The 18,338-nt window shown below is 66.3% G+C and carries 23 protein-coding genes; 5 read left to right on the forward strand and 18 right to left on the reverse strand.

Annotation, left to right across the window (positions count from 1 at the left end):
• The first annotated feature begins 366 nt into the window (after window positions 1–366).
• Window positions 367–1,401, forward strand: a complete 1,035-nt coding sequence (gene ligD, locus IEW34_RS27135) for a non-homologous end-joining DNA ligase (RefSeq protein ID WP_210324602.1) — start codon at window positions 367–369, stop codon at window positions 1,399–1,401.
• 298 nt (window positions 1,402–1,699) lie between these two features.
• A complete protein-coding gene (locus tag IEW34_RS27140) occupies window positions 1,700–1,984 on the forward strand; it encodes a hypothetical protein (protein ID WP_188612362.1) in 285 nt (94 codons plus the stop codon).
• Here IEW34_RS27140 and IEW34_RS27145 read toward each other — a convergent pair.
• The 4 genes from IEW34_RS27145 to IEW34_RS27160 form a co-directional block, all read right to left on the reverse strand.
• On the reverse strand, window positions 1,981–2,583 hold the full coding sequence (locus tag IEW34_RS27145; RefSeq protein ID WP_188612363.1) for a hypothetical protein: 603 nt from the start codon (window positions 2,581–2,583) through the stop codon (window positions 1,981–1,983). The two genes, IEW34_RS27140 and IEW34_RS27145, sit on opposite strands and share 4 nt — an antisense overlap.
• The gene (locus IEW34_RS27150; protein ID WP_188612364.1) at window positions 2,565–3,632 is read right to left on the reverse strand and encodes a hypothetical protein; all 1,068 of its coding nucleotides are present in this window, start codon (window positions 3,630–3,632) and stop codon (window positions 2,565–2,567) included. Before IEW34_RS27150 ends, IEW34_RS27145 begins: the two co-directional genes overlap by 19 nt.
• A 158-nt stretch (window positions 3,633–3,790) precedes the next feature.
• Window positions 3,791–4,219, reverse strand: a complete 429-nt coding sequence (locus IEW34_RS27155; RefSeq protein WP_188612365.1) for a hypothetical protein — start codon at window positions 4,217–4,219, stop codon at window positions 3,791–3,793.
• 82 nt (window positions 4,220–4,301) lie between these two features.
• Complete coding sequence (locus IEW34_RS27160) at window positions 4,302–4,778, reverse strand: Hsp20 family protein (RefSeq protein WP_188612366.1); 477 nt, start codon at window positions 4,776–4,778, stop codon at window positions 4,302–4,304.
• 259 nt (window positions 4,779–5,037) lie between these two features.
• On the opposite strand from IEW34_RS27160, the gene IEW34_RS27165 reads away from it, so the two are divergent.
• Complete coding sequence (locus tag IEW34_RS27165; protein ID WP_188612367.1) at window positions 5,038–5,307, forward strand: hypothetical protein; 270 nt, start codon at window positions 5,038–5,040, stop codon at window positions 5,305–5,307.
• Window positions 5,308–5,320: 13 nt separating this feature from the next.
• Here the strand turns inward: IEW34_RS27165 and IEW34_RS27170 are convergent, their stop codons facing one another.
• A complete protein-coding gene (locus IEW34_RS27170) occupies window positions 5,321–6,376 on the reverse strand; it encodes a PAS domain S-box protein (protein ID WP_188612368.1) in 1,056 nt (351 codons plus the stop codon).
• Window positions 6,377–6,718: 342 nt separating this feature from the next.
• On the opposite strand from IEW34_RS27170, the gene IEW34_RS27175 reads away from it, so the two are divergent.
• Entirely contained in the window at window positions 6,719–6,973 is a 255-nt protein-coding gene (locus tag IEW34_RS27175; protein WP_188612369.1) for a hypothetical protein, read from the forward strand.
• A gap of 14 nt (window positions 6,974–6,987) precedes the next feature.
• Here the strand turns inward: IEW34_RS27175 and IEW34_RS27180 are convergent, their stop codons facing one another.
• The 5 genes from IEW34_RS27180 to IEW34_RS27200 form a co-directional block, all read right to left on the reverse strand.
• Window positions 6,988–7,425 carry a hypothetical protein gene (locus IEW34_RS27180; protein WP_188609919.1) on the reverse strand — a complete coding sequence of 146 codons (438 nt, stop codon included), beginning with the start codon at window positions 7,423–7,425 and terminating at the stop codon, window positions 6,988–6,990.
• Window positions 7,409–7,849: a hypothetical protein gene (locus IEW34_RS27185; RefSeq protein ID WP_188612370.1), complete on the reverse strand. Its 441-nt coding sequence runs from the start codon at window positions 7,847–7,849 to the stop codon at window positions 7,409–7,411. The genes IEW34_RS27180 and IEW34_RS27185 overlap by 17 nt, the downstream gene beginning before the upstream one ends.
• A 2-nt stretch (window positions 7,850–7,851) precedes the next feature.
• Entirely contained in the window at window positions 7,852–8,133 is a 282-nt protein-coding gene (locus IEW34_RS27190; RefSeq protein WP_188612371.1) for a Pam3-gp28 family putative phage holin, read from the reverse strand.
• A 2-nt stretch (window positions 8,134–8,135) separates the two neighbouring features.
• Window positions 8,136–8,459 carry a hypothetical protein gene (locus tag IEW34_RS27195; RefSeq protein ID WP_188612372.1) on the reverse strand — a complete coding sequence of 108 codons (324 nt, stop codon included), beginning with the start codon at window positions 8,457–8,459 and terminating at the stop codon, window positions 8,136–8,138.
• A 360-nt stretch (window positions 8,460–8,819) separates the two neighbouring features.
• Window positions 8,820–9,524 (reverse strand): glycoside hydrolase family protein, encoded by a 705-nt coding sequence (locus IEW34_RS27200; RefSeq protein WP_188612373.1) that lies wholly within the window; start codon window positions 9,522–9,524, stop codon window positions 8,820–8,822.
• Between the two features lie 537 nt (window positions 9,525–10,061).
• On the opposite strand from IEW34_RS27200, the gene IEW34_RS27205 reads away from it, so the two are divergent.
• Window positions 10,062–10,328 carry a hypothetical protein gene (locus IEW34_RS27205; RefSeq protein ID WP_188612374.1) on the forward strand — a complete coding sequence of 89 codons (267 nt, stop codon included), beginning with the start codon at window positions 10,062–10,064 and terminating at the stop codon, window positions 10,326–10,328.
• Here IEW34_RS27205 and IEW34_RS27210 read toward each other — a convergent pair.
• The 8 genes from IEW34_RS27210 to IEW34_RS27245 form a co-directional block, all read right to left on the reverse strand.
• Window positions 10,325–11,062 (reverse strand): hypothetical protein, encoded by a 738-nt coding sequence (locus IEW34_RS27210; RefSeq protein ID WP_188612375.1) that lies wholly within the window; start codon window positions 11,060–11,062, stop codon window positions 10,325–10,327. The two genes, IEW34_RS27205 and IEW34_RS27210, sit on opposite strands and share 4 nt — an antisense overlap.
• Window positions 11,063–11,071: 9 nt before the next feature.
• Window positions 11,072–12,970, reverse strand: coding sequence for an SGNH/GDSL hydrolase family protein (locus IEW34_RS27215; protein WP_188612376.1), 1,899 nt, complete (start codon window positions 12,968–12,970; stop codon window positions 11,072–11,074).
• Window positions 12,971–13,038: 68 nt separating this feature from the next.
• The gene (locus IEW34_RS27220; protein ID WP_188612377.1) at window positions 13,039–14,328 is read right to left on the reverse strand and encodes a hypothetical protein; all 1,290 of its coding nucleotides are present in this window, start codon (window positions 14,326–14,328) and stop codon (window positions 13,039–13,041) included.
• A gap of 16 nt (window positions 14,329–14,344) precedes the next feature.
• Window positions 14,345–15,022, reverse strand: a complete 678-nt coding sequence (locus IEW34_RS27225) for a YmfQ family protein (RefSeq protein WP_188612378.1) — start codon at window positions 15,020–15,022, stop codon at window positions 14,345–14,347.
• Window positions 15,023–15,032: 10 nt separating this feature from the next.
• Complete coding sequence (locus tag IEW34_RS27230) at window positions 15,033–16,121, reverse strand: baseplate J/gp47 family protein (protein ID WP_188612379.1); 1,089 nt, start codon at window positions 16,119–16,121, stop codon at window positions 15,033–15,035.
• Window positions 16,122–16,124: 3 nt separating this feature from the next.
• The gene (locus IEW34_RS27235; RefSeq protein WP_188612380.1) at window positions 16,125–16,619 is read right to left on the reverse strand and encodes a phage GP46 family protein; all 495 of its coding nucleotides are present in this window, start codon (window positions 16,617–16,619) and stop codon (window positions 16,125–16,127) included.
• Complete coding sequence (locus IEW34_RS27240; RefSeq protein ID WP_188612381.1) at window positions 16,616–17,155, reverse strand: phage baseplate assembly protein domain-containing protein; 540 nt, start codon at window positions 17,153–17,155, stop codon at window positions 16,616–16,618. The genes IEW34_RS27235 and IEW34_RS27240 overlap by 4 nt, the downstream gene beginning before the upstream one ends.
• Window positions 17,155–18,336, reverse strand: a complete 1,182-nt coding sequence (locus tag IEW34_RS27245) for a hypothetical protein (protein WP_188612382.1) — start codon at window positions 18,334–18,336, stop codon at window positions 17,155–17,157. Before IEW34_RS27245 ends, IEW34_RS27240 begins: the two co-directional genes overlap by 1 nt.
• Window positions 18,337–18,338 lie beyond the last annotated feature (2 nt).

Genomic DNA, 18,338 nt, shown 5'->3' on the forward strand with positions numbered 1-18,338 from the left:
GACTGATCTGATCACACCACGTGTCATCCGGGCCGAGCGTGGCAGCGGCTGCATCCTCGCGTTGCCGGCCGAGCCCCTTTCGGAGCCCCGCGGAGCGCCCTATCGGGCTCGCTTCGGCGCCTTCGTTCATTTGTTCGTGGTGTAACGGCTGCGATGGTGGGCGCTGTAGGGCTCGAACCTACGACCCGCTGATTAAGAGAAGGCGGCTCAAGGAAGATTCCTGAGCAAAAACAATCACGACAGTTCCCAAACCGGCGTTCGAGATCGGGCAAAATCCGGCTCTAAACGGGGGGATTTGGGAACCGCCGAAAAGGCGACTGGTGCGGTGATTCGCTCCATTAACCGCTCGGTGCCATGCTCCACTCCATGACCGCTCCGCCCCGCAAACCGCCGCAGCAACGAGCCACTCCAGGCGGCATCATCGCCACGAGCCGGGCGGTTGTGCCGCGGCGCGGGCGCGCCGATGTGCCGCAGCTCTTCGACCAGCCACCGCCGGGCTGGATTGATCCGGCGCTGGCCAAGCTCGTCGACAAGATCCCCACCGGCCCGGATTGGGCGCATGAGATCAAATGGGACGGCTACCGTCTCTGCTGCCAGGTCGTCGATGGCAAGGCGACAATCTGGACTCGGCGCGGTCATGATTGGACCGACCGCTTTCCCGGGATCGCGGCCGAGGTGGCTAAGCTGCGGGTGCGCAGTGCCATCGTAGACGGCGAGGCCGTCATTCTCGACGAGCGCGGCATCTCCCATTTCGGGGACCTGCAGAAAGCCCTCGGCCGCGGCAGTGTCGGCAAGGCCGCGGCCGAGGCTGTCCTGGTCGCGTTCGATCTCCTCTTTCTGGACGGCACCGACCTTCGGCCCTGGAAGCACACTGCCCGGCGCGAAGCGTTGGCGTCCGTCATCCCATCTGCCAAGCCAAACCTATGGGTCAGCGAGGATATCGAGGGTGACCCCACGCGCATCTTCGCCATGGCCTGTGAGCACGAGTTGGAAGGGATCATCAGCAAGCGCATCAGCGCGCCATACCGCAGCGGCCGGACAGGCGATTGGGTCAAGACCAAGTGCATCCAGTCCGACACGTTCGTCATAATTGGTTACGAGCCCGCGTCATCTGGCGTGGGCATCGGTGGCCTGCGCCTGGCTGAACGAGACGTCGACGGCAAGCTCGTATCGGTCGGCGGCGTCGGCACCGGCTTTACCCGCGCGACGGCCGCGGCCCTCGGGAGGAAGCTCGACGCGCTACGCCAAGCCAAGCCGGCGGTGCCGGGCCTGCGGTCGAAGACGGTCGTGTGGGTGCGGCCGGTGCTGCTCGCCGAAGTCGAGTACCGCGCCAGGACGAGCGACGGCGACCTGCGGCACGCCAGCTTCAAAGGGCTGCGCGATCCGGCCGACACGGATTGACTCCCGCGCGCCCATGCGAACAAAAATGGAACATGGCGCACGCACCCGGGACCCTCGGCTGGCTCATCGAGAATGATCTTTCGGTCCACGGCTACTGTAGGGCTTGCGGCCATCGGCAGGTCGATCTCGCCGCCCTGGTCGATCGGCTGGGCATCGACTGGCGCTACGTCCGGGCGCGGCTGCCCGTGAAATGCGGCGGCTGCGGCGGTAGGCTCCAGACCTTCATCTCACCCAACGGGACACCGACAGGACACTATCCTCGGCACGGCGAATCCGCCCTTCCTCCCCCGGAGGAGCCATGACGTTCGCCGATCGCCTGCGCCCGCTGATGGCCGAGCGTCTGGGGCTGACCTCCGAGCGGGACTGCATCGCCTGGCTGCGACGCGCCGTCAGCTGGCCCGGCCGCGCTCCGGTCGACGCCCGCGCCTGGTACCGCGGCGTCCGGCCGCCGCCCTATGCCGACATCATCTCGATCGCCGACGGGCTGCACGTCTCGCACGACTGGCTGGCGACGGGGCGGGGCCAACGGGCTGTCGGCGCCGCACGCGATGGGCGAAAGCGCGGGCAGGCAAGCCCGGTCTAGGAACTTTTCCTATTCACGATATCGGTTAGAAAATAAAGAGACCAAAGAACAGTGACGCTTAACACAGAAAGCATTCCACACAGAAGCAACGATCCAGCGGCCATTATGTAGAATCGAATAACTGGATATCCGGCCGTCCACGAAAAGACGGCTTTCTTCATGAGCTCGGCTCCGACGGCAGCGGCAAGCACAACGATTGACACGAACGACAGGTAACCCAGCAAATAGCATACGAACTGGCGCAGCGTTAGGCTTTCACCATCTAGCCAAAGCTCGGCGCCGACGGGCCTCCGATCCATATGATTTCCAGGCGACCCCATTGCGACCGATGCGAGGGCCCCGACCATGAATGGCACACCCATGATGAGAATGTCGCGGGTGAACTTCAGCAGACCGGCGTCGCCGAACAGCGCTATCCGGGGCGTGACGACCATATACAACGCCCATGCGGCCAGCGTCGCTATGACCGGGATGAGAAAATCGTACCTCTCCTTTTCGGGATGGCGAATTTGGAGGTAGCGAAGTGGCGCGAGCAACCGCGAACGCGACGGCGGTCGCCCGTGCCGTACATCGGTCAGCCCTACTTGCGTCGTTCCCATAGCTGGTCCTTGTCCACAAGGTCCTTCATTTTCGAAGCGATCTCGTCGTTGATATCGGGCTGCCACCGCTTCGGGGGAAGAGTGAGCGCGATCAACTCCTTTGGGCACATGAAAATGTCCGCCGCACCCTCGATGGAATGATGTAGGCCACCGGAAAGGGTCCCGCCGCCGGCGTGCCGATAGTAGAGCTTTGCCTTGTAGCCCTTCTGCTCGAAAAATTTGCGGACATCGGCTAGCCAGGACCTGCGCGCGTCGGCATCCTCTGGTCCCTGCTTCGCGGACACCTTGATGTCGACGTCGGCCACCACCTCCTCGTGGCTTAACGTGGTCCCGTGGTGGATCGACTGAACCTCCGATCTCTTCGTAAAGAGCATATGGGACAGAACGGTGCCTTTGCCGCCGACCAGATTCATCCCGCGACCCACATCGGCCCAAAGCTCAAGTTTGGGATGGAATCGATACGGCACCTGTTTTGGCCTACGGTCTCGCTTTCCCTGCACGGTCGCATCGAATGAAAGTTCGACCGAACTAGCGTACCGCCTTAGCTGACGTGAAAGGAACGTCTGCATCAGGCTGCGCGTGATGGGGGAGTGCGGCTCGACTGCGCATCGATAGTTGCCGTCGTCGTACGACTCGACCGGGAAGCGGACAACCATGTGGGCCGCCGTGCTTCCCCACTCTGACGGATCTCCTCCGATCTCCCGCCCCGCATACGTCATTGTATTCACGACAGGAAACGACCGGACGGTGTCGTCAACGTGCTCGAACAAGAGTGTGGCATACGCGTAGTCACCAGCCAACGAGACCCGAATTTGCGAAAGCCGGATGAAGCTGTGCCCTGCGCCGTTCCGCAACCGTACTGCCTCGTCCTCATCGTCGGTCGCCCCTAGAAATTCGATAGCGACATTTGCTTCCCTCCGATGCTGGAGGATCTGGATGAGTTCGCGCCCCGCCAACGTCGGGGGGATCTGGTCCGGAGGGGCCCGGCTGGTGGAAAGACTAACCAACCGATTAAGCAATATCACCCTCGTCAGGCCATTCTCTGCCATACGCCACGCCCCCCATGCAGAGGCTGCACTTTAGGGCACGGGGTGCGACTTGCAATCGCTGCGGGTGACACCCGCTGGGAAGGATGACGGAACGCAAAAAGCCCCGGTCACCTCGCGGTGCCGGGGCAGGCTATCGCAACAGCGACTGACCTTCAGAACTACGCTGCGACAGGGCTTACGGCTTCTGCGTGGGGGGAGCTCGGTGCCGGTCGCGGCATGCGCGCCGGCACCGGCGGCGGGTCGTCATCGTCGTCGTTTCGATGTCGCCGTACCATGCGCCGTTTCCATGCCCCGGCTCTTGACCACCGCCGCACTGGAGCTTGCGGCAGCGCCTTGGTCTCGGGATCCAGGGTGTTGAGGGCCTCCATAATCTCGGCCACTTGCAGCAGCGCACCATTGTCGAGCTGGCGGTAAGTCGGCAGGTTGGGAAGCGCTCGGGCGTCGGAAGCCCATTCGGCTAGGATCGCCCTCTTCTCGGCCGTGCTAAGCGCGGGATCGCGCACAACGTCGAAGGGGGAGAAATAGTTAGGCGAAACGAAGACAATTTTCGGCGCGCCAAGCACGTATTCATCAGCTTCTAACGTCATCTCCAATCTCCGCATTCAGGCCTCCCGGCCGATGCCGGGAGGTGAAGGAACGCAGTTTCGGGGTGGATTGACCGTGCGCCCGCTACGCGGCCTTGGCGGCTTGGTGTGGGGCTTCGTCACGGTTATCCGGAATCACCTGCGCAGCGGCGCCGGAACTGATCTCGATGCGCCGTGGCTTCAGTTGCTCAGGCACCTCGCGCAGGAGGTCAATCGAAAGCAAGCCGTTGACGAGGTCGGCGCTCTCGACACGCACGTGATCAGCCAGACTGAATGTCTGCTTGAAGCCGCGGGCAGCGATGCCCTGATGGAGCCACTGCCGATTGACTTCGTCCTGCGCGCGCTGGCCCACCACAACCAGAGTGTTTCCGTTTTGGGTCAGCTCGATGTCGGCCTGGCCGAAGCCGGCGACCGCCATCGTGATGCGGTAGGCGTCCTCACCCGTCCGCTCGATGTTGTACGGCGGCCAGTCCGCACGGTTGGCCGCGGTGTCCAGCATGTCGAAGAGGCGATCGAAGCCGATCGAAGAACGATAGTAGGGTGTCATATCGAAGGTTCGCATAACCACATCCTCCAACGAGCAACATGGGGTACGACAAGCCGCCGAATGACCCGGCGGCCCTTATGAACCAAGCCTTTTTGGCCTTGGCGAGCATCGATTTATGGAGGCGGAATTGAGGGTCAAGGGGCCGTCTCGATTTTTTTTGCGATCCCCTGCGCCCATCCCTACATGCCGCCCGTGACCGGCAGGATGGGAGCCCGCGCCGGCGGCAGAGTGATGATGTGCTCCCACCTGACGCCATACACGGGAGGGGCGCGCCATGCCGAATGTCCTGGCACAGCTTGAGCAGATTGAATTGGACATCCTCGCCTGCGAGGAACAGATGGCCCGTCAGCACGAGGTCATCGACGAGCTCCGAGCTTCCGGTGATTCATCTGATTTCGCTGCCATGATCCTCCAGGATTTGGAGGATATCCAAGCCAAGCAGATCTCCCTCCGCGACAAGCTGAGGGCAGAGGTAGCCCGGCGCGCATTGGCGGGCCATGGGAAAGCCAGCGGCTTAGACCGTGAGTTCAGTCGGCACAGTTGAGCGCCTCTCGACCTCAGCCCGACGCAGCGCTCAACACGCTGATGGGAATAGACAGCCGGATTACCAGGCCGTCGCGTCGCCATTCCCGCAGGATCGTCGCGCCAAGCGCGCCCTTGATGGAGTGCTCGAGCCGGCTGCCAAAGCCGGTGATCCCGTCCGGTGGCGTAACCAGCGGTCCGCCCTTCTCGGCCCAGGTCAGGTGCAGCGTGTCGTCGACAAGCAGCGTGCTGATGGCGATTCCGCCCTCGGGCACGCTGAGCGCGCCATATTTGGCGGCGTTGGTCACGAATTCGTGGAACAGCAGCGCCAGGTTGACCAGGTTGCGCGCCCCGACCTCCACGTCATGCCCGGCAACGACCGCGCGCGCGTTGTCCGCATCCCGATATGGCGCAACGAGGCCCTCGAGCAGCCTGAACAGCGTGGTGCTCGGCTCGGTCAGCGAATGGCCGTCATGGAGACTCGGCAGAGTCATCTCATGGGCGCGCGCCAGGGCAATGAGCCGCTCCTTCACCGCGCGGGCGAGTGCCGCCGGCGAGTCGGCGGTGCGGGCGGCGAGGGTAACGAGGCCGCCGGCGAGAGCGAACAGGTTCTTGATGCGGTGATGCATCTCGCGCATTAGCAGCGCCTGGCGCTCGGCGGCACGCTTGCGCTCGGTGATGTCACGGGCCACTTTCGAGGCTCCGACGATCCGTCCGTCGGCGCTGCGCACCGGCGAGATGGTGAGGGAGATGTCGAGCAGCGTGCCGTCCTTGCGCCGCCGGATCGTCTCGAAGTGGTCGACCCGCTCGCCAGCATGAATGCGGGCCAGGATGGCCGGTTCTTCACTGAGGCGATCTTCGGGGATAAGGATAGTGATGGACTTGCCGATCACCTCCTCGCCCGTGTAGCCGAAGAGCCGCTGCGCGCCCCCGTTCCAGCTGGTGATGATGCCCCTCAGGTCCTTGCTGAGGATCGCATCCTCCGACGATTCCACGATAGCGGCCAGCAGTGCCGCGGGGTCGTGCGGCTCCGGGCGGCTGCCCGCCGCCTCATACACCGCTTGCGTCAGCGATTGCCGTCCCTCTGCCATTCAATGCATGCTCGTTGCGGCGCGCGCCCGTCGCGCGTTCGCTAGAGCGTATCGGAGGGGTCCTTCTGTGCATAGGACGCCATCAGCAAGATCCCTTGGCCGCCCCGCTCTCGCGGCTTCGGGGCCGGGGCGCGAAACAGACGGCCCCAACCGCGTGAGCGGCCGGGGCCAAAGTTCGGAGTTGGACTCGTGCCCGGATCAACGTGCGCGCGGCACGCCGGTTCCGACTCGACATCCGGGCCGCCCGCCCCCAGATCAGATCATCGTCGGCATGGGATCACCCGGGCGCCGGCGGCTGCGAGACCAAGTGTGCTCCCGCCTGATGGCCATGGGAGGCGCACCATGCCGAATATCGATCAAATTTTAATGGAGCTCGAGGCGGACATCGTCGGCGGCGCGACCCAAGTCGCGCGACAGCGAGAACTCGTCGCAGATCTCAGCCTGCGCGGCCAGAGCGCCGCTTTTGCCGCCGAGATCCTGGCGGAACTCGAGACAATCCAAGCCAGGCACATCTTCCTGCGCGACAAGCTTCGGGCGGAGTTGACGCGGCGCGCTTGGACTGGGCAGGACAACTTGCCCGAGCGCCAGGGGGTGTAGAGCCCGCGCGAACCTCAGGACTTGCGCGCGGCTGACAGCTGCCCCTCGAGCGAGCGGATGTAGCGCTCCTCCTGCTTCTCGATCCACCGCTCGCCCATCTCGCGCATCTCGTCGTGGGCTTTGGCGACCGCCTCTTGCGCGTTGGCGGCGCGTTCGGTGTGCGCAGCCATTGCCTCGAGCGCGACTGCCTGCCGCTCGGCGGCCACAGCCATGCGCTGGTTCTTCTCCGCGAGCGCCAGAACCGCGGCGCCGAGCTCCCGGATCGGCTTGGTGTCGGCGATCGCCGCGCCGGCGAGGACGATATTGTCGGCTTCGATGGGCCTGGGCTTCGGCGGCGCCTCGCTCTTCAGCTTGCCGGCGAGCGCGGCAATGACCGCCGCCACGAACGTGAAAATGGCCGCCGCAACCTGCCCCCACGAGAGGGTATCACCCGGATCAGGTACGCCCGCCATGCTCGCCCCCGTCCCGCATCGACCGATACACATTCCAGATGTCGAGCGCCGCGAGCACGGGATAGATGGCCAGGCCGGTGGCGGGCGCACGAGCGTCGCCCGCCGATAGGCCGAGAGCGATTGCGGTCCATAAGCCGACGCAGAGGAACGCCGTGCCGGCGCGGATGAGCGGCGACCTGCGATAGGTGCCGTTGATGAACAGGGCCATCAGGCGGATCAGCCCGATCGTCAGGGCGGCGAGGCCCCAGGTCGCCTCGTTCGCAAGGGCCGCCATGAAGCTGTAGCTCGCCGACGTGCCAAAGGTGTCGCCCGGCCAGAGCAGAGCGACACCATATCCGGCGGCCATGCCGGCGAGCCCCCATTCGGACGCCCGCACGGCAAAGTGCTTGCCGAGGTCGACGACCATGCGGCGGACGACGATCATGGTCAGGCCCCGGGCGGGCCGGACACCACGTTCGGCTTATCGATCTTCGCCGCCGTGGCGGGGTCCGTGACGATGGGCTTCACCACCTGCGGCAGGTCGGCGGTCGCGGCGATCTTCGCCGTCGGCCGCTGAGCCCAGAAGCCCCAGAGCACGGGCACGATAGCGAGCACGCCACCGATCGCCCATTGCACGGTGGCATCGTCGGTGACCCCGCGCTGCACGAGGATGGCGCCGGCCGCGAGCAGCAGGTAGCGCAGGCCCTGGAGGATGCTGTTGATGTCCATGGTCAAGCCTTCGTGGCGATGGCGCCGGCCGCGAGCAGCGAGGCGTAGGCGTTGAGGATGGCGGCGCCGGCCGATTGCACGTCGACGATCTGGCCGGCCTGGAGCGCCGAGCAGGTGGTGATGACCACGGGCGCGACCTGGGCGGCGGCGCTCTGGATCTTGGCGTTGCCGGTGGTGGCGGCGATCGCCATGCCGGCGAGCACATAGGGGCAGGCGCTCGCGGCCTTGTTGGCCGTGCTCGACACCGAGGCGTCGATCCGGGCGGGGTTACACGCGGCGAGCGCCAGCGCGCACGCGGCAACGGCCACTGCGAGGTGCATTTTCATACGTGTCTCCATTTTCCTTGGGTTGCGACGTCAAGCGCGCTGGGCTGCGGATTACCCTGGGCGCTATTGTGAAACGATTGGCCTTCCCGCAAGCGAATGAGGTCCGCTGTGCCGGTAGATGATCAGACACAAGACGAACTAGGCGTTTGGTTCGTGGCTCGCGGCGATTGCGTTGCGTCAGGCGGCCTGGCTAGTATGCGCCTGGAACTAGTCGTGCCAGGTGAACACGAAAGCCCGTCGGAATTGACCGAACGACGCTCGATTGCTCTCTTCCTGACGGTCGAGACAGCAAGCGAGCTTGGACGTCATCTTCTCGATGCTGCGGCAAATTTGCCAAAGGACCGGAGCAAGCGGCATTGATCAGGCCGCCAGCTTGATCGGCGAGGCGTCCGTCGACCTGCCCTTGGGCAACCGAACGCTGTAGGGCGTGGCGAACTGGTCAGCCTCGGCGGTGCGACGGCTCTTGATCTCCGCCGGCTTCTGCCAGCTGAGGATGGCGGAGCGGATCTGCGCGGCTGAGGCGCCGGCGTTGATGCGCTTCGCGAAGGTGGACGTCGAGAAGCCGCCCTGCCCGATGTTGTAGCAAATCGACGCCAGCGCATCGAACTGGTGGTCGGCCAGCGTGACGTTGATCACGTCGCGCACCGTGTCCTCGTATTTCACGATATCCCGCGCAAAGATCGCATCGCACTCAGCGGCCGTGATCTTCAGGCCGCTGTAGGGCACCGGCGCGCCGGCGGCAGCTGTGTGGCCGATGCCTATCGTCCAGATGCCGACGCTGTCGCGATAGGCGGTCAGCTTGCGCCCTTCCCGGCTGATCAGCGCGGCCAAGCCGATGGCCGACGAGGACTGCCGAGGCGGCGCCGGATCGCTGCCACTCGCCGGCGGCCACGGCACCTCGAGCGCCATTGTCGTCTTGGGCCCGACGATGCCGTCCGGGTAGAGGCCGGCCGAGCGCTGGAAGGCGACCACAGCCGCCTTCGTCTTCGGCCCCCAGAGCCCGTCGAGCGGGCCCGGGTTGAACCCGCGCGCAGCCAGCGCGCGCTGAATCTCCAGCGTGGTCATGTCGGGGAATCTCCAAGCGGAAGCGCCCGCCGGCTGGGCAGGCGCTGGTCAGGATGCAAGGGTGGGGCTTCGGGAATCGGGCGACGAAGAGGGCGTGGCGCGATGCGCGATCGGGGCGACAGGTGGGTGTGGATCGCGATCGTTGCTGTGGCGGTGCTATTCGCCGCCAGCATCTATCTAGCCCTGATCGCGGCGGCCTTTTCGGACGAGCGATATCCGGCGCCAACGATCGACAACAGACCGGAGCCCGCTGGTCAGGTTCGCTTGGCTATTGTGGACGGGGCTGACGAGCTTTGCAGGTCGATATCGACGGGATATTGGAGGCCACGATGTCCGGAAACTCTCTTGTGATACCGGTATTCATGTTGCTCGTTTTCGTTCTAATCTTCGCCTTTGTTAAATTTTACTCGTCAGCGGCGCGTAACAAAGACGATTGAGCACGGTTGCCGCGAGAAGGCCACCTTCGCCAAAAGTTGTCTGGACAGCGGCTAAGCCGGCGAAGTAGTCCCTATGCCTTAAGGGCTTTGGATAACGACAATGAACAACGCGGCGGAAGCGCAGGAGGCCTGCCCGACAGCGGCAGGTGAGTGGCTTGGCTATGGCGCAATGCCGACCGAGCAGCGAGATGGACGAGAGGTTCTCCTCCTCGCGATTACAGTGGGCGAGACGCCCGCCCCGATCGTCGCCGTGTTCAGCAACGACGTCTGGGCAGACACCGTCTTCGGCAACGAGATCGACGCCGATGCCATCATGGCGTGGCTCCCGATCCCGTCCTACGCAAGCTGGATCGAAGACGAGGATTAGATCGCGATCGGTGAGGACAGACCGGCGGCGATAGCCTTGATGCGGCTGTACAGCGCCGCCCACTCGTTGTCGCTGAGCCGGCGGTTATAGAGGGCATAGAAGAACACGTCGCAGTCGCCGGCAAAGCTGGCGTAGCCGGCGCCGACCCGGATGTTCTTGCCGTTGGTGACGCGGGCGTTGAAGCCGCCGGCGTGGTTTCCGCTGGTCTTCGCGCCGGTCGTCATGTTCCGGATCGCCTGCGCGGCATTGTCGAAGTCGAAGCCGAGGAAGTTCCAGTTGCCGGGCGTCGCCGCGACATCGATCGTGTGCCCTTGCGTCGTGCTGCCGTCCGTCGTCGCCGCATTGCCGCGGATCACGGTCGTGCTGGTGACGTAGAGCGTCGATCCTGCCGCCGCGCCGCTGCCATTGAAGGTGCCCATGAAGATGGGCTGGCTCGACTGCGAGGTGTTCGCCGTGGTCGAGCGCGCCGCCACTGCGTAGGAGGCCACCGCCAGGTCGACCTGCGGCAGCTCGAGCGCGCTGTTGGGGCCATCGAAGCTCGCCCAGAAGGGACTGAAGGTGGGCGTGCCCACGATGGCGCCGTCGGCGAGGCCGCCGCGGGCCAGGTTGCGCACGGTCTGGTCGGCGCCGCCGCCCGGAAAGCCAAGGGCGAGCAACCCGTCCTCGACGGGGGCGCGGAAGGCGCGTGCGTTCGGCAGGTAGGACGCTTGGTCGACGGTCAGCACTCCGCCCATGGGATCCTCTCAGACAACGTTGGCGATGAAGGCGGCGACGCGCTGGGCCATCTGGTCCCGGTTCTCGCCGCTGGGATGGGTGGGGTCGGCAACCGTGGCGGTGATGGCGCCGGTATCGCCATTCATGGTGCCGCTGGTGAGGTAGCCGACGTCCTGGGACATGTGCGCCCAGACCGAGACCAGGTGCAGGTTGGCATCGCTCGCCTGCCGCGCCTCGACGATGCGGATGAGCGCCTGGGTCAGCGGCATGTGAAGGTCGCTCCAGCGGGCATCGTCGAGCGTCACCCGCGGCACGCCGGTGAAGCCGACGCCGATCGGCACGGTCGGCAGCGTGGCGCGGATGCTGTCGAGCATCACGGCGAGGCCGTACTCCACCCGCGTCAGCAGCTCGGCCGTCGAGGTGCTCTCGAGGATGTCGTTCATGCCGAGCTGGATATAGATGACGGTCGGGTTCTCGACGTGGATCTTGGGGTCGGCGACCCCGGCAAAGCGGGAGATGAAAAAGCCGAAGTCGAAGACGTATGGGATGCCGCCGATGGTCACGATCCTGGCCGGATCGTCGCCGCCGGTGGCGAGGCGCAGATAGGGGTTGATCTGCCGCTTCTGGTCCTTGGTCATGGCCGCATAGGCCGCCTCCGACCCGGCCGCCAGGATGCTGGCGACGTCCGCATCCATCGACCGGCCGGTGAAGTCGTCGAAGGCCCATCCCTCCCGACATTCGCCGAACGGGCCGGTCTCGGCCAGATTGTCTCCTGAAGCCGTCCCCTTGAACGTGCCGACGAAGGTTGGGTTGAACCCCCAGGCCGTCAGCCGGTCCGCCACGAACTTGCCCAGCGCCCGGTTGCCGATCGAGTCGGCGAGGAGGAGCACCTTGGGCGCCGGCGAACCGCTCACCGGCACCACCTTGCGGCTGACGGCCAGCGGCACCTGGTAGAAGGGGATGGTGTCGAAGCGCCGCACGGTGATCTGCGCCGTGGTCGCCAGCAGCATGTCGGCGTCGATGAGGATCTGCTCGCCCGACGTTCGCCACCAGCCGGCCAGCGGCTGATCCGGCCGGGTCGAGAAGGTGACCAGGGCCGTTGCCGCATCGCGGCGTCCCTTCAGCATGGACCGGACCTGGAGCGGGATGATCTCGCCGGAGACGACGAACAGCTCGTGGCCATAGAGCGGCGTCACGTCCGGCGGCGTCGGCGGCAAGAGCGAGGCCTCTACGACATCGAGCCGCCGCTCCAGCGCCAGGCGGAAGGCGACCTGCACATCGCCGCCCGCGGTGATGTAGAAGGGGCTGAACCCGTTCGGATCGGTGATCCAGATGGTCCCGTCGTCGCCGATGCCGAAGTTCCAGCGCACCGCCTGACCGTCGAAGCCACGCTGGAGCAGGCTCGCCAGCACAAAGCCGAACTTGTTCACGATGTCGAGCAGCGGGCCGCCTTCCGCAACGATGCCACCCGATACGACAGGCACCTTGGCGCCATCGACGACGATCTCCATGGGGGATAGGCGCGCGTCCAGGGCGGTCACGGTGGCGGTGCTGACCTGGATCCATGGTGTCGCGGGGTTGTCCGGAGTGGTGCGGGCATAGGTGCCGTTGTTCGTCCCCACAGGATCGGCGATCACCTGCCCGATGAGGGCCGTGGTGTTCTCTTCCAGCTCGTCGAGCGTGTTGCAGATGACGCCGTTGCCGGCGGCTGCCGAGGTCGCCGTGTCGAATGCGAGCTGGGCCTTCTGGTCGACCGCTTCGATGGCCTCGCCCGACACGACGGCTCCCACTTCCAGCGCAGCGACCTTGGGATCGAGCTGGTTGACCCTGTCGACGACCGCGTTCGTCTTCTGAAACGATTTGCGGATGTCGTCGCCGGACAAGTCATTTGGAAAGAACCCGACGTCGATCTTCGGTAGATCAGCCATGCGCATGCGCGCGCCAATGCGCGCCCTCTGGAGCGTGGTTGGTCATGAGGAGGAGCAGGAGCCTGGGCTCAGTAGTAGAAGCCGGTGGTGGCATCGCCCGCGAGCGAGCCCGGGTAGAAGCTGGCGCCCCCGCCCGACGACGAGACGATGCCGCCCTCGGCCGCCAGGTAGCGCTTGCCCACCACCACACCGCCGTTCACGAAGGTGGCGCCGTTGAGCCGCACGATGCCGGCGAGGAAGGACGAGACGAACGCCACCGACACCGGCAGCGTCGCTGCGGTGATGTTGATGGTTGGCGGGTCGGCCTCGTCCCAGACCACCGACGACACCGAATCCGCCGAGATGGCCGCATTGCGGCTGGCCGTCGAAGTGAACTGGATGCTGCCCGCCAGGGTGACCGTCGAGGACTGCTGCGCCAGGATGTTGGCGAGTGGTGCTGCGCCGAAATCCACGCCTTTGACCCGGGCCAGGGCGTTCCGCGATGCGACGAGGCCATAGGAGCTGGCCGCAGTCGAAGTGATAGCAACGCCCAGCATGTTGACGTCGGTGCCGCGCAAGACCTCGACGCAGCCGCGGCGGCCGGCCGGAAGCGAACTTATCGCAAACGTGGGGTTGCCGGTCCCGACGATGTCGAGGCCGATCTGCAAGCTGTCCGCGACCCAGCCGGGGTAGGTGCCGGCCGCCACGAACACGGCAAGGCGATTGGCGCCGACGAACCGCCGCGCGAATGAGGTGACGCCGTCCATGTTCGCAAAGGCATGGTCCGGCGTGTTGGCCTGGCCGTCGTTGTCGTTGCTGCCGTCCGGTCGAACGTAGACGGTTGCGCCGAGCGGCAGGAACGACGGCGTCTCCGAATAGAGCACCGTCAGCAGCACCCAGGCCAAGCCGTTGAAGCAAACGCACGGCACCGAGCCGAGCGGGAAGTCCCCCGGAAGGGGCACCTGACCGCGGAAGGTCTTGACCGGATAGGCGCCGAGGCTGTTGACGTTGATCTGGTCGAAGGCGACGCCGCCGATGCTGATGTCGACCCGCAGCACCATGCCGATCATGTCGGCGATGGTCGTCGGCGCCGGGTCCAACGAGACCGCCAGGACACCCCCAGAGACGCCCCAGCCAATGCCGCCGGCAAAGGCCGGCACATAGTTCATGCGCTGGCTGCGGACACCGCGCGCGACCTGGAGCAGGTCCGTACCCGACCGCGCGATGCGCGACTTGTCGATGACGCCCACCAGTTCGCGCAGCGGATGCTCGAGCGAGCGGCCGCGCGGGATTGCTCCCTCGACGCCGGTCGCCGGGTTGGCGTCCGGATAGCCGGCGTTGGTGTCGCCTCCGTCGTTGAAGGGCGAGACATAATCCATTCTCAGCTCTCAGCTTTCACGGGGTGACGGCGCCCAGGTCGAGCACGAAGTCGGTGTGCGCCGGCTTGTAGCGGCGGTAGATGCAGTCGATGTCCGTCGCGAGCGCGCCTTCGGGCACCTCGAGCACGCGAACCGTCCAGACGAACCGGATCTCCGGCGGCCCGATCTCCCAGCGCCAATCGCCGTCGGCGTCGCGGGTGTCGCCGCACTGCGAGAGCCCGGCCATAAACGGTGCGTGCTCGGTGATGCGGAGCCGGTAACCGAGTGCCGCGGCGATGCCGGTGAAGAAGCCGCGGTCCTGGCGGCCGACGAAGGTCATCTTGACCACCAGCGCCTGGCGCCGATCGTCCTCGGTCTGGGGCTCGACGACGCAAGGATCGGGAAGCCCGAAGGCCCTCTCCCAATCCGGCAGCATCTCGTCCGCGTAGCGCGGATCGCTCTCGATCTGGAGCAGATCGGCAGCCCGGCCATCGACCAGGCCCCAGGTCTGCGCCAGCCCGGCGACGAGTTGCATCAGCACCGACTCGGGATCACGTGGCCACGCCACGCCCACCGGCAGCAGGTTGGCCAGCGCCTCGGCATAGTCATCGCCGGAGCGGCGCCAGAACTTGGTGCCGTCGTCGCTATCGACGAAGTCGGCCGTCAGCTGGACCGACGAGCTGAACAACTCGCCGGCGGCAGTGATCCAGGGCATGGCGCGCTGCCTACGCCGGCCAGGTGATCGTGCCGGGCACGGCCATGTGTCCCGGCGACGGCATCACGTGATCGGCCATGTCGAGATCGAAGTTGTCGACGCCGGGCGTCGCGTAGATCGCTGCGGAGACCCACTCCGAATAGATCGTCTGGGCGCCCTGGCTGATGCCGTTCAGGCTGAAGGCCGGCCGTGCCCGCTCGCGCAGCATCGCCGCCACGTTGGCCGTGATCGCTGCGCGGATCGCCGAGGTGTCCGGGTTGAGGCTGTCGAGCGTGAAGTCGACCGGCTCCGGCACCGGCGAGAGCACGAAGAAGTCCTTCACGGCGACGGGCCGCACCGCGTCGAGCTGCTCGGCGACGTAGGCGATGTCATCCGCCGTCGGAAAGCCGCCTGTTCCCGCGCGCAGCTCGTCCATCATGAACCGCACGGTCACCGTGCCCATGCCCATCTCGAGGGGCGAGCACCAGGCGCGCGTCACGCCCGGGATCTCCAGCGCCCACTGCACATAGTCGTGCGCCGCGCCGCCCATCGGCGGCATGCGGATACGCGCCAGCACGCGGGCCCGCAGATCGTCGTCGGCCTCCGCATCGGTGCCGCCGGTCATGGCGACGACGAGCGCCTGGCCATCGATCAGCGGCGGCGGCTCGTAGAGGTTCAGCGTGGCGCCGACATCGCGATTGCCTACCGTGCCGGCCGTCAGGGCGCGCACCGGCGCCTGCGTCGGCCCGGGTCCGAGCGTGATCGGGTCGAGCGTCTCATACTCGACGGAGCCGCTGGCGAGCCGCGTCGCCTCCGGCACGATGGTGCCCTCGGTTCCCGTGAAGGAGACGAGGCCGCCGGCGAAGGTCGGCGTCTTGCGGCCGCCCAGCCAGATCCGGCCGTGCCGGTCCAGCCATTCGGATTCGGCGGTGTCGGGCAGCAGCTGGCCCGAAAGCCAGGACAGGTACAGGAACACCAGCGTCGCAAGGCCCGCGTCGGCATCCGACAGCACCCGCAGCACCGAGTTCGGCACCGACGCGTCGGCGCCCGGCAGGAACGCTGCGATGTGGTCGCGGTTCAGCCGGCGCAGGTCCGCCAGCTTCGGCACATCAAAGGGCATGGGTCAGGCCTGGATCCCGTTCCATAGGTCGGCGTATCGCAGCTGGATCGCCGGCAGCGGGCCGCGGTGGAGCGTGGCGACGATGTCGATGCGATCGGTGCCGACGCGCTCGGCGACAACGTCGACCTTGCTGGCGATCCTTCGATCGACGAACGGTCGCAGCGCCTCGCGCGCGTAGGCCTCGGCCTTGGCCAGCGTCGACCCCTGTCGGGCGGCAACGCCACGGATAGCGGTGCGCGCCAGGAGCCAGAGCCGGGAGCCGATCGGCCAGCCGTCGTGGATGGTCTCGGCGTCGACGTCGCCCCACCAGCCGCGGCGGTCGTTGTCGTCGAGGCCCGGCAATTCGTCGTCAGGCGATGCAAGTCGGTCGGTGCCCAAGGCCACGGTGACCGCCGTTGCCAGCTCCTGCGTCGTGTCGAGCTCGCCGGCTGCCGTCAGCAGCAGGTCGAGCGTCACCGCCTCGGGCGTGATGATGGTGACGAGACGCGCGTCGGTCATGCCAGCGGCTCGCCGGTGTTCCCACCGCCCGGCTGCACGCCGTCGTGCCGGTGCGTGGCGTCGATCATGCGGCCGTTGTGCTTGACGTAGCCACCGGTGATGTCGACGCCGTCCTTGCTCACCTTGAAGGAGACGCCTCCGATCTGGACGGTGATGCTCTTGGTGTCGGGTGCGCTGATCACGATGCCATCCCGGCCGATGTGGACGCGCTGGCCCTGATCATCGTGGAGCCCGGTTTCGCCTGGTTGCAGCCCGGTCGGCCGGTGCCGGCGGTCGGCAACGCCGAGCACGACAGGGTGGTCGGCCGAGCCGCCGAGATTGGCGACCAGCACCTCGGCCTCCTTCCCGTCCTTCGGCGCCAGGGGGACAGAATAGGAGCCGTACGGATGCCAGTGCTCGACGTTCGTGATCCGCTCGCCGAAGCGACCGCGGATCTCGAGCTCCTGCATCTTGGTGTTGTCGCTCGCCTTGACCAGCGTGCCACGGAAGACGCCGCTGTAGCTCCGGCCGGCGAGATCGTCGAAGTCCGTTCGCATCAGGTTGTCGTCTCCGGCTGCGCCTGGCTGGCGCCAGGGCTGTAGCTGCTCCCGCCATCCACGGGGGCGAACTGGAGTTTCCATGCGGCGTCGTTGACGAACTCGATGTCGGTCGTCGTACCGCCCTCGTTGCTCTGCTTGTAGGTGACCGACCAGACGCGCAGCTGCATCTCGCCCCCCTCGGTCGGGAACAGGGTCGGCGACTTCACCGCGACGGTGTCGCCGAGCTCCCAAAGCCCGCTGCCGTACGGCTTCAGCCAGCCCTGCAAGGTGATGGTGGCGCGAAAGGCGGCCGCCTGGATGGCCGCCACCTCCATGTTGACGCGGTTCTGCGTCTCCTTCTGGCTCGCCGCGCCCTCGGCCAGCACGATCCGCTTGCCGTCGACGCCGCCGGAGACCTGCGCCCGGGCCGAACGCTCCGACGGCACCTTGCCGAACAGGCTGTCCGATCCGGGCTCCTGCGAGCGGCCGATGACCTCGTTGACGCTCGGCAGTTGGATCGAGCATTGGCCAGCCAGGATGTTGCGCCCCTCTTCGATCAGGGCGCCGGAGCCGGACGCCTGGGGCTCGCCCGCGACGATCGTGCCGTCCGCCTCGGTGCTGAGCCATAGGCCGCGCCGGCGAGCCAAGCGCGAGAGAAAGCCGAAAACGGTCTCGCCGTACTGCGGGAGGACATTGCGGAACGGGTCGTTGGCGCCGTCCGGCACCTTGCCCATGCGGAAGCCGATGCCGTGCTTGCCGAGCACCGAGTTGGCGATCCCCTCATAGGTCGTGTTCCGGTACTGCCGCGGCTCGACCGAGACATCCATGAACGGCGCCGCCTTGCTGTAGCCGTCGACCTGCACCGCGTGACGGCCGGCGTCGAAGGCCACCTGACGGTTGAGGATGTAGCCCTCCTTGATCACCAGCTTGCCGGCGAGGGCGATGTCGACGCGGTCGCCCGGCTTCAGCCGGAGGCTGGCGATGATGTTGCCTTTGCGGTCGCCCGGCTCGGCGATGATCAGCCGGAAATTCCTAAAGACCCCCGTCTCCATGCCGTACTGGACGATTACAACCATCCAGTCGCGGTAGACGCCGGAGGTGGTGCGGACCTCGCACAGCAGCGGCGCGGCCGCGCCGGTAGCAGGCGCAGCAGCGCTCCCGCCGGACTTCGGCGGGTTGGGAACGGGCGCATCTGCCATGG

The organism is Chelatococcus reniformis (assembly GCF_014640075.1).
Classification (GTDB): domain Bacteria; phylum Pseudomonadota; class Alphaproteobacteria; order Rhizobiales; family Beijerinckiaceae; genus Camelimonas; species Camelimonas reniformis.

Bases quoted from the DNA above. Each gene is read 5' to 3' on its own strand.
- ligD (WP_210324602.1), top strand. From the start codon at position 367: ATGACCGCTCCGCCCCGCAAACCGCCGCAGCAACGAGCCACTCCAGGC.
- IEW34_RS27140 (WP_188612362.1), top strand. From the start codon at position 1,700: ATGACGTTCGCCGATCGCCTGCGCCCGCTGATGGCCGAGCGTCTGGGG.
- IEW34_RS27145 (WP_188612363.1), bottom strand. From the start codon at position 2,583: ATGGGAACGACGCAAGTAGGGCTGACCGATGTACGGCACGGGCGACCG.
- IEW34_RS27150 (WP_188612364.1), bottom strand. From the start codon at position 3,632: ATGGCAGAGAATGGCCTGACGAGGGTGATATTGCTTAATCGGTTGGTT.
- IEW34_RS27155 (WP_188612365.1), bottom strand. From the start codon at position 4,219: ATGACGTTAGAAGCTGATGAATACGTGCTTGGCGCGCCGAAAATTGTC.
- IEW34_RS27160 (WP_188612366.1), bottom strand. From the start codon at position 4,778: ATGCGAACCTTCGATATGACACCCTACTATCGTTCTTCGATCGGCTTC.
- IEW34_RS27165 (WP_188612367.1), top strand. From the start codon at position 5,038: ATGCCGAATGTCCTGGCACAGCTTGAGCAGATTGAATTGGACATCCTC.
- IEW34_RS27170 (WP_188612368.1), bottom strand. From the start codon at position 6,376: ATGGCAGAGGGACGGCAATCGCTGACGCAAGCGGTGTATGAGGCGGCG.
- IEW34_RS27175 (WP_188612369.1), top strand. From the start codon at position 6,719: ATGCCGAATATCGATCAAATTTTAATGGAGCTCGAGGCGGACATCGTC.
- IEW34_RS27180 (WP_188609919.1), bottom strand. From the start codon at position 7,425: ATGGCGGGCGTACCTGATCCGGGTGATACCCTCTCGTGGGGGCAGGTT.
- IEW34_RS27185 (WP_188612370.1), bottom strand. From the start codon at position 7,849: ATGATCGTCGTCCGCCGCATGGTCGTCGACCTCGGCAAGCACTTTGCC.
- IEW34_RS27190 (WP_188612371.1), bottom strand. From the start codon at position 8,133: ATGGACATCAACAGCATCCTCCAGGGCCTGCGCTACCTGCTGCTCGCG.
- IEW34_RS27195 (WP_188612372.1), bottom strand. From the start codon at position 8,459: ATGAAAATGCACCTCGCAGTGGCCGTTGCCGCGTGCGCGCTGGCGCTC.
- IEW34_RS27200 (WP_188612373.1), bottom strand. From the start codon at position 9,524: ATGACCACGCTGGAGATTCAGCGCGCGCTGGCTGCGCGCGGGTTCAAC.
- IEW34_RS27205 (WP_188612374.1), top strand. From the start codon at position 10,062: ATGAACAACGCGGCGGAAGCGCAGGAGGCCTGCCCGACAGCGGCAGGT.
- IEW34_RS27210 (WP_188612375.1), bottom strand. From the start codon at position 11,062: ATGGGCGGAGTGCTGACCGTCGACCAAGCGTCCTACCTGCCGAACGCA.
- IEW34_RS27215 (WP_188612376.1), bottom strand. From the start codon at position 12,970: ATGGCTGATCTACCGAAGATCGACGTCGGGTTCTTTCCAAATGACTTG.
- IEW34_RS27220 (WP_188612377.1), bottom strand. From the start codon at position 14,328: ATGGATTATGTCTCGCCCTTCAACGACGGAGGCGACACCAACGCCGGC.
- IEW34_RS27225 (WP_188612378.1), bottom strand. From the start codon at position 15,022: ATGCCCTGGATCACTGCCGCCGGCGAGTTGTTCAGCTCGTCGGTCCAG.
- IEW34_RS27230 (WP_188612379.1), bottom strand. From the start codon at position 16,121: ATGCCCTTTGATGTGCCGAAGCTGGCGGACCTGCGCCGGCTGAACCGC.
- IEW34_RS27235 (WP_188612380.1), bottom strand. From the start codon at position 16,619: ATGACCGACGCGCGTCTCGTCACCATCATCACGCCCGAGGCGGTGACG.
- IEW34_RS27240 (WP_188612381.1), bottom strand. From the start codon at position 17,155: ATGCGAACGGACTTCGACGATCTCGCCGGCCGGAGCTACAGCGGCGTC.
- IEW34_RS27245 (WP_188612382.1), bottom strand. From the start codon at position 18,336: ATGGCAGATGCGCCCGTTCCCAACCCGCCGAAGTCCGGCGGGAGCGCT.